Source organism: Anaerohalosphaeraceae bacterium (assembly GCA_037479115.1).
Classification (GTDB): domain Bacteria; phylum Planctomycetota; class Phycisphaerae; order Sedimentisphaerales; family Anaerohalosphaeraceae; genus JAHDQI01.
Genome location: JBBFLK010000044.1, coordinates 1 through 5,765, shown reverse-complemented (window position 1 = coordinate 5,765; position 5,765 = coordinate 1). Strand labels below are relative to the sequence as shown.

6 protein-coding genes and 1 CRISPR repeat array are annotated in these 5,765 nt (G+C 52.1%); of the genes, 2 read left to right on the top strand and 4 right to left on the bottom strand.

The features are described from left to right. The first annotated feature begins 424 nt into the window (after positions 1-424). Positions 425-1,177, top strand: coding sequence for a zinc-ribbon domain-containing protein (locus tag WHS88_12530; protein ID MEJ5261005.1), 753 nt, complete (start codon positions 425-427; stop codon positions 1,175-1,177). Positions 1,178-1,358: 181 nt separating this feature from the next. On the opposite strand, the gene rsmG is transcribed toward WHS88_12530, so the two are convergent. Then, complete coding sequence (rsmG, locus tag WHS88_12525; protein MEJ5261004.1) at positions 1,359-2,081, bottom strand: 16S rRNA (guanine(527)-N(7))-methyltransferase RsmG; 723 nt, start codon at positions 2,079-2,081, stop codon at positions 1,359-1,361. Next, entirely contained in the window at positions 2,078-2,713 is a 636-nt protein-coding gene (trmB, locus tag WHS88_12520) for a tRNA (guanosine(46)-N7)-methyltransferase TrmB (GenBank protein MEJ5261003.1), read from the bottom strand. The genes rsmG and trmB overlap by 4 nt, the downstream gene beginning before the upstream one ends. 189 nt (positions 2,714-2,902) lie before the next feature. On the opposite strand from trmB, the gene WHS88_12515 reads away from it, so the two are divergent. After that, the gene (locus tag WHS88_12515; GenBank protein MEJ5261002.1) at positions 2,903-3,607 is read left to right on the top strand and encodes an isochorismatase family protein; all 705 of its coding nucleotides are present in this window, start codon (positions 2,903-2,905) and stop codon (positions 3,605-3,607) included. Here the strand turns inward: WHS88_12515 and prfA are convergent. Then, positions 3,604-4,695: a peptide chain release factor 1 gene (prfA, locus tag WHS88_12510; protein MEJ5261001.1), complete on the bottom strand. Its 1,092-nt coding sequence runs from the start codon at positions 4,693-4,695 to the stop codon at positions 3,604-3,606. The genes WHS88_12515 and prfA overlap by 4 nt on opposite strands. Before the next feature lie 93 nt (positions 4,696-4,788). Next, positions 4,789-5,028, bottom strand: coding sequence for a 50S ribosomal protein L31 (gene rpmE, locus WHS88_12505; protein MEJ5261000.1), 240 nt, complete (start codon positions 5,026-5,028; stop codon positions 4,789-4,791). Between the two features lie 531 nt (positions 5,029-5,559). Beyond that, a CRISPR array of direct repeats spans positions 5,560-5,746; the repeat unit is 36 nt; unit sequence CTTGCATTTTTTCCCTGATGAATAAGGGATTGAAAC. Positions 5,747-5,765: the final 19 nt, after the last annotated feature.

The window sequence follows — 5,765 nt, the reverse complement described above, 5'->3', positions numbered from 1 at the left end:
TCGCAATAAACAAACTCAACAAAACTAAAACTTATTTAATGGAAACGGTACTAGAAAACTGAAACATCATGTCAGTCTTAAGTTTCACAGAATATCGAAAACGATATTTATACACAAGGGCAGGAAATGTGTATGAGGTTAAGTGTGCATGTTCGAAAACATTCTGTTTCATACTGTTCTTCTCAACCAGACCTTGAATAAACGCTCTCTTGGTACATGCACATACAGAGCCCCAAGTATATCCTCTTCCAAGTTGTACAGAGTAATTTAAGCTGCATAAACAAGCAAAAAACGTTGGCCAATAGAAAATGTGAGGTTTGGCCAGAGACAAAAAAATTTTATGTTCTCTTTTTCTGGGGCAGAATTAGCGAAGGCCCTGTGTCTGCCCTCGGTTTGGAGCAATTTGATGTAGAAAGAGGCTTATATGACTACACAATGTCCTGTATGTAAAACAATTTTTAAAGCGGACGAAAAATATAAAGGGAAAACGGTCAAATGCCCAAAGTGCCAGGAAATTTTTAGAGTTATATTTTTAAACGAGCATCATAACACCTCGATTACAGAAGACAGCCAGACTTCGAACACTGTTAAAAGCGACTACTCTGATGAATCGCTTCGTTGTCCTTCTATGGCTGATAAAATTTTACAATTTGCTTTTTCAGTCGCTTATGTAGTTTCAGCTATTATTGTTGTGATTTGTGTCATTGTCATTCTGATTTGTCTTTTTGTGACGATAACACTCCATTCGCAATCAGAAAATTATGTCACGTTTAACGCCCCAACGTTTGCTGAATATATAAAGGCAACAGAAAGCAGTCAGGAAAGTTTTTCTGCTGTGAGCAGACAAAGTAGCGAAAGACTTGATGAGGAAAAATATATGAAAGAGTTCAATAGTCTTATATCTACTTTTGGTTTGCCAAGAAACATACTTATGAATTGGCTAACTTCTTATGAAGACGATTATAAAGAGCACTTTTTGAAGGGGCTCGAGCAGTTCCTTCGCGAAGCGGAAAAATACAACAGTTCTCAGGGGAAAAAAAGAGAAACTTTGAATTTTCTCTCATTGTCGAATTATTACAATAAGATGTTCAACGCTGCTATTATGCAAAACAAGAAGGAAAACGAAAATATCCTTAAAAAAAAACTTGTCAAACAGAGCTGTTGTTGCAACTGTTAGGCTTACAGTCCTCACAACAGCAGGATTTGCATTTTCTTTTCTCCTGATTTTTTTGATCTTACCACTTTTTATACAAATCGAAAAAAATACAAGATACATCAAATTAATTATGAAGTAGCACAGGAAATTCTTGACTTTTCGCTAGGATTTTAATTTTTTCCAGAAAACATAAATTTTATAATTATTTCAGGGGGTTGTGTTTGATTTGGGCGAAGGAGCGCGGCAGGTCCGGGGGTGTGGGGTGGGTTTTTTCGGCGGCGATGAGGGTCATTCGAGCCGGGGTCGGTTCGGTCGGCAGGACATATTCGAACGTTCTGACATCGGAAGCCCCCATCTGCACCAGGGCCCCCTGTGCCCGCTTCAGTTCCTCCTCGATATTCGGCCCCTTCCAGACCAGCAGCCGTCCGCCGGGCCGCACCAGCCCCAGCGACAGCTCCGCCGCAATCGACAAATCCGCCAGCGCTCGAGCCAGCGCCGCATCAAACTGCTCGCGAAAGCGTTTCTGATGCGCCAGCTCCTCCGCCCGTTCGGCCACCACCTCTACGTTTTTGAGCCCCAGCTCCGCAATCGCCTTCCGCTGAAAGGCGGCCTTTTTGCCCGTGGCTTCCACCGAGACAAACCGCCAGTTCGGACGGGCAATCGCCAGCGGCAGCACGGGAAAACCGGCGCCGGAGCCGATGTCGATGCACTTCAGCGCCCGCCCGGCGGCGAACGGCTCGAGCACCTTCAGGGCCGCCAGCGAATCGAGAAAGTGGCGGACGCGGACGGATTCGGAATCCGTGATGCGCGTTAAGTTGTGGATTTTGTTTTCGGCCAGCAGCAGTTCGCACAGCCGCTCGAGGGTGCGGCTGTGCCGCTGCAGCAGGGCCTGCAAATCATCCAAAGACAGCAGCGATTCATTCATGACTGACTCTTTCGCAGGGTGAGGGTGTAAACAGCCCGCCCCTCTTTAAGATATTTTCGTTCATAGTTGGTGCCGGTCATCTCGCCTTCGCGGGCGCCGGCGGGCCGAATGAACGGCACCGTTTCGACGCGCCCCTCGGTCTGGGCTTCCAGTGCGATGCGCCGGGCTTGTTCAAAATAATCGGCATGGTCGGTCGCAAAGTTAATCCATCCGCCCGGCTCCAGACAGCGAAGCATCTGCCGAAGATTGTCGCGGCTGAAAAACCGCCGCTTGTGGTGCCGGCGTTTGGGCCAGGGGTCGGGAAAATACAGATGAAACATCGCAACGGTTTCGTCGGCGACGTGCCGGCGGATAAAATCGGCCGCATCCGTGCGAATCATCCGCACATTGGTCAGCCCGTGCCGGGCAATGCGGTCGGCGGCCAGCCGGTAATATTCAGCGGACCATTCAATCCCCAAAAAGTCCGTCTGCGGATACGCCGCGGCCTGATGCACCAGAAACGTCCCCTTGCCGGAGCCGATTTCAATATGTACCGGTGCCGTGCGGCCGAACAGAGCGGCCCAATCGACCGGACCGTTCAGGCACTCCGCCTCCAGAAGATACGCCGGGTTTAAGACAATTTTCTTATGCATTCGGATTTTTTTTGAAATTATTGCGGTTTTTATCGGCACCGTTGCACCCGGAAAAGCGATTTTGCCCGGAAAAATTCATAAAGTCAAGCCGTCGATAGTTCGATACAATCAAAGAATCTGAACGGTCGGCCCTGTCCAGCGTACAAAAAGCAGGGTCGCCGGACAGAACCGACAGAAAGAAGGTCAGGTATGATACGGCCGGCATTGACATTGCGCAGACGGCGGATTCTCATCGATGTGGGAACGCAGCGCGATTTGTTCACCGCAGACGGCAGGGCCTGCATCCGCAATCACCGCCGCATCCTGGCCAATATCCGACGCGTGATGGCCTGGGTGCGCAAGGAGCATATCCGCGTGATTTCGACGGTGCGCATCTTCGAGAACGACGGCATTCATCACGGCCCGTCGTATTGTCTGGCGGGCACGGAGGGGGCTCGGAAGATTCGCTACACCCATCTGGCCCGTTCGCTGGCGTATGCCTCCGACGGCTACACGGATTTTCCGCGGGACCTGTTTGAGCGGTACGACCAGGTGATTCAGGAAATCCGCAGCGATGACCCGTTTGAGGAGCCGCGGGCCGACCGGATGCTCAGCGAAGTGAAGGCGACGGATTTTCTGGTGATCGGCGCACCGATTGAAACCTCCGTGAAGTTTCTGGTGCTGGGGCTTCTGCTGCGGCGGCGGAATGTGATTGTGCTGGCCGATGCGGTCGGCTCGTTCGAAAAGCACGCCGCGGAAATCGCCCTCCGCCAGATGCAGGCCAAGGGGGCGCGGCTGATTGACAGCAAATCGTTTGTCGGCAGCACTCATCTGAAAAAGGTCGGGATTTGCACCTGCGACCGGTGCCAGGGCCGCCTGGTCAAAGTGGCCGCCGATTCCGATATGGCGGATTAGAGGTTTTCCAGCCGGCGCTGGCGGTCGTAATCCTGCAGAGCGGCAATCAATTCATCCATATCCCCCAGCATGATTTTGTCCAGACAGTACAGCGACAGGTTGATGCGGTGGTCGGTCAGCCGGTTCTGGGGGAAGTTGTAGGTGCGGATGCGCTCGGAGCGGTCGCCGGAACCGATCATCGATTTGCGGGCCTGCGAGCGCTCCTGATGGGCCTTCTTCTGGTAATATTCGTACACGCGGCTGCGGAGCACCCGCCAGGCCTTGGCGCGGTTTTTGTGCTGGCTTCGTTCGTCACGCATGCTCACGACAATCCCGGTCGGGATGTGCTCGAGCCGGATGGCGGTGGCGACTTTGTTGACGTTTTGGCCGCCCGGGCCGCCGGCACAGCTGACATGCTCAATCACATCGTCCGGCTTGATGTCGATATCCACCTCTTCGGCCTCCGGCAGCACGGCCACCGTCGCCGCGGAGGTATGAATCCGCCCCTGTGATTCCGTCTCGGGAACGCGCTGGACGCGGTGGCCGCCGCCTTCGTAGCCCAGATGCGCCCAGACACCCGGACCCTTGATGTTCATAATCAGCTCGCGAAAGCCGCCCCGGTCCGTGGGCGAAAAATCCATCAGCTCCACCTTCCAGCCCATCTTGTCGGCGTAGCGGTGGTACATATTGTACAGGTCGCGCACGAACAGCGCCGCCTCTTCGCCGCCGGTGCCCGCCCGCAGTTCCATAATAATCGAGCCGACGGCCGCATCGTCCGACATCACCAGAACGTTCTTGATGTCCTCCAGCAGAGCATCCTTCTTCTTTTGGAGCTCTTTGACTTCCGCTTCGGCCAGTTCCTTCAGGTCGCCGTCGGAGCCGGGCTCGTTCAGCAGGGCTGCGGCCTCCTCCAGCTGCTTTTCGAGCCGGCGGTATTCGCGGAAGCGGCTGACAATCGGGGCCAGTTTGCCCTGCTCTTTGGTCAGGGGCACCAGCCGGGCCGGATTGGAGGCCACCTGCGGGTCGGTAATCTGCTGCTCAATCTGACGGCAGCGCTCGTCCAGCTGTTCGAGCTTGCGGACAATCAGATTGTTGGGGGATTCCGCCATCGCCGTTTTCCGAAAATGCGGACAAAAAAATTACGCTGCCGCTCCTCGGTCGGTGAGACGGAGGCCAACAGCGTAAGAGGGTAATCGGTTGCGCTACGCCTTGTCCTGTTTTTCTTTCTTCTTGAAGTACTCCTCGACGGAGCCGAACTTCTTCTGGAAGCGCTCGATGCGTCCGGCAGTGTCCACATATTTCTGCTTGCCGGTGTAGAACGGATGGCACATCGAGCAGATTTCCGCATGAATTTCCTTGGCGGTGCTGCGCGTTTCAAAGGTGTTGCCGCAGCCGCACCGGACCTTGACCACGTGATATTCCGGATGAATGCCTTCTTTCATTTTCTTAACTCCTGAGTTACGTCCATATCGAAAACATAGCATTGTACTTTGTAAAAAGGAAAAATCAAGGACTTTTGGGGAAATATTGAGGTTGGCCGGCCGGCGGTCGGCCGGAACCGCCAAAAACCGGAGCATTTTGTTCATATTCTACCTGTAATCTCTGTTATATCGGCTCGCTTTTTACTTTCCTTTCTCTTCCCTGATAACTGATAACCGACAACTGATGACTGACGACAGATGACTGACGACAGATGACTGACGACTGATGACTGATAACTGATGACTGATAACTGTTTTTTTGCCGTTTTTTGGCTTGACAGGATGTTAACTCCTTCTACAATAGCCGTTTAGATGGATTCTTTGAGGAAAGAATCGATTACAGAAAACTTGTAAGTTTCGGTCTTTCAAAAGTTTATAGAGATTTTGGCCTTTGGGAGGGCACAAAAAAATTGCCGAAAAAGGCCCTCAAAGAGGGGGTTACAGTTTTTGCCTTTGCAACCCCTTGAAAACAAAGGACTTGCAAAGGCCGGTCTTGCATTTTTTCCCTGATGAATAAGGGATTGAAACAAAGTCAGCAGCGCGGCTGGACAATCCCCTCTCTGCGGCCTTGCATTTTTTCCCTGATGAATAAGGGATTGAAACGACTATCGGCTATCGACGGTCTATCCTCAAGACCATACCACTTGCATTTTTTCCCTGATGAATAAGGGATTGAAACCAGGCAGCGGCCAGTCTCC

Excerpts from the sequence above, each read along its gene's own strand:
- WHS88_12530 (MEJ5261005.1), top strand. The coding sequence starts at position 425 with ATGACTACACAATGTCCTGTATGTAAAACAATTTTTAAAGCGGACGAA.
- rsmG (MEJ5261004.1), bottom strand. The coding sequence starts at position 2,081 with ATGAATGAATCGCTGCTGTCTTTGGATGATTTGCAGGCCCTGCTGCAG.
- trmB (MEJ5261003.1), bottom strand. The coding sequence starts at position 2,713 with ATGCATAAGAAAATTGTCTTAAACCCGGCGTATCTTCTGGAGGCGGAG.
- WHS88_12515 (MEJ5261002.1), top strand. The coding sequence starts at position 2,903 with ATGATACGGCCGGCATTGACATTGCGCAGACGGCGGATTCTCATCGAT.
- prfA (MEJ5261001.1), bottom strand. The coding sequence starts at position 4,695 with ATGGCGGAATCCCCCAACAATCTGATTGTCCGCAAGCTCGAACAGCTG.
- rpmE (MEJ5261000.1), bottom strand. The coding sequence starts at position 5,028 with ATGAAAGAAGGCATTCATCCGGAATATCACGTGGTCAAGGTCCGGTGC.